Below are 1682 nucleotides of genomic sequence, written 5' to 3'. Positions count from 1 at the left end.
ATCGACAAAGGTTGTCGATGCCGCGGCACTGCTGGTGGTGATGCCGAGGTCGAGGAAGAGGGTCTGCATGCCGACGCGGAGGGTCTCGTCGTCTGGGTCGATGGCGGTCCAGTGGGCGGGTTTGCGGCCGCGTCGGGGCTGCGGACACCGGCCAGGATGGGCCGGTGACCTGCTCACGGAGGGTGAGCAGGGCGGCGATGGTGCGGGCGGCTGGTGGGGGACCTGGGAGCGCCGCGACCGGCCGGGTTTGACGATCAGGTCCTTGCCGCGGAGGGTGCGCAGGTCGTCGGCGGCCTGGCGGATGGTGGAGCCGGTCTGCCCGCCCGTCGCCTCCCACCTTGGCGGCCGGGGTCGGCGACGGTGCAGGCCGCCGGGTGCGGCCGAAAGCGCCAGGACCGCCGCCAGCGCGGCGCGGATCGGTGGGGTGTTCAGGTCGATGCCGCCGACCCGGGCGATAACGCCAGCGTTCCGTACCGAACTTAACGAACGTAGCATAAGGCTGTCTTCCCCGAGTCGTGGCGACACGATCGGGACCACGGCTCGGGAACGACCGAGAACGGAGGATGGTCGTGCTGCGACTGCGAGGCATCACCGTGAACTGCCCCGACGCCGAAGGGTTGGCGTCGTTCTGGGCCGAGGCATTGGGCTACGAGGACCGTGCGCTGTGGGACCCGTTCGCGGGACTGAAGGATCCGTCGGGCCGCGATCCGCACCTCACCTTCCAGCGGGATCGGGATCGGGGGCCGAACTTCCTGCACCTTGACCTCTACACCGAGGACCCGGAGGCCGAGGCCGCGCGCCTCGTCCGGCTGGGAGCCTTGCGCCAGGGCCGCGTGGAGGAGGGCGACACGTGGTGGGAGGTGTTGCGGGATCCCGCCGGCAACGAGTTCTGCGTGATCGCCGCCCAAGGACCCGACCGCGCCGTGTGAGGCACGAAGGAGCAGAAGGCGCTTGCTCCTCAGGATCCGCGGACGGCGCCCTCTTCAGAGGGGTCGCCACACCTCGGAGTCCGTCCAAGCGGCCGGGTTCAGGAGGCGCTCAACGCTCGGCGCGACGAGGGCGCCGGCAGCGCCAGCGGGCGGTAGCTCTTGGCCAGCTCGTTCAGCTCCTTGACCACCGGCAGGTTCCACCACGCCGGCACGGCCAGCAGCGGCATCAGCAGCTCGTTCACCCGCCGCTTCACCTGGTCATGCTGCAACTCCCTCGGCACCGCCATCGCCTGGATCCCCAGCCGAGCCGCCTCTTTGGGGTCCGGGCGCGTGCCCTGCACCAGCGCAAGGGCAACGTCCAGGCGCGCCGCCGCGAGGTTGGCGAAGCTGCTGCGCGGGTCCCGCCGCGCCGCCAGCGTCTCGTACTCGCGGATGGCCTCGCGGGCAAGCTCCTCAGCCCGCTCGTCCCCCGCCCGGACGCAGGCCGTTCCCGCGTGGTAGAGGAACATCTCCGTGCCGAACGGCGAGGTCGCGGCCGGCTCGAACGCCAGCACATCCGGCAGTTGCCGTTCGGCACGGTCAAGGGCCTCCCGCAGCTCCCGCCGATAGGCCGGCCCAAGGCCCCCGTACGCCTTGGCCTCGTCGACAGCCAGCCGCGCGGCGGTGTGCTCGGTTACGTACCGCTGCGCCTCCCGGGCGATCTCCAGCGCCTTGGTGAAGCGGCCCTGGTAGAAGGCAATGGTGCTCTGGATG

Annotated in this window: 3 protein-coding genes; 1 reads left to right on the top strand and 2 read right to left on the bottom strand. The window is 71.1% G+C overall.

Going from position 1 to position 1682, the window contains the following annotated elements:
• The coding region (locus tag VG276_20405) for a hypothetical protein (protein ID HEV8651688.1) at positions 1-495 on the bottom strand (495 nt) is incomplete at its 3' end.
• 74 nt (positions 496-569) lie between these two features.
• Between VG276_20405 and VG276_20400 the strand changes: the two genes are divergently transcribed.
• Positions 570-929, top strand: a complete 360-nt coding sequence (locus VG276_20400) for a VOC family protein (GenBank protein HEV8651687.1) — start codon at positions 570-572, stop codon at positions 927-929.
• A 98-nt stretch (positions 930-1027) separates the two neighbouring features.
• Here VG276_20400 and VG276_20395 read toward each other — a convergent pair.
• Positions 1028-1682: hypothetical protein (locus VG276_20395; GenBank protein HEV8651686.1), on the bottom strand; the 655-nt coding region annotated here is incomplete at its 5' end.

The sequence above is a fragment of the Actinomycetes bacterium genome, from assembly GCA_036000965.1.
Classification (GTDB): Bacteria; Actinomycetota; CALGFH01; order CALGFH01; family CALGFH01; genus DASYUT01.
Note: the sequence above shows the minus strand (reverse complement) of the source record. Positions and strands in the feature narration are given on the sequence as shown.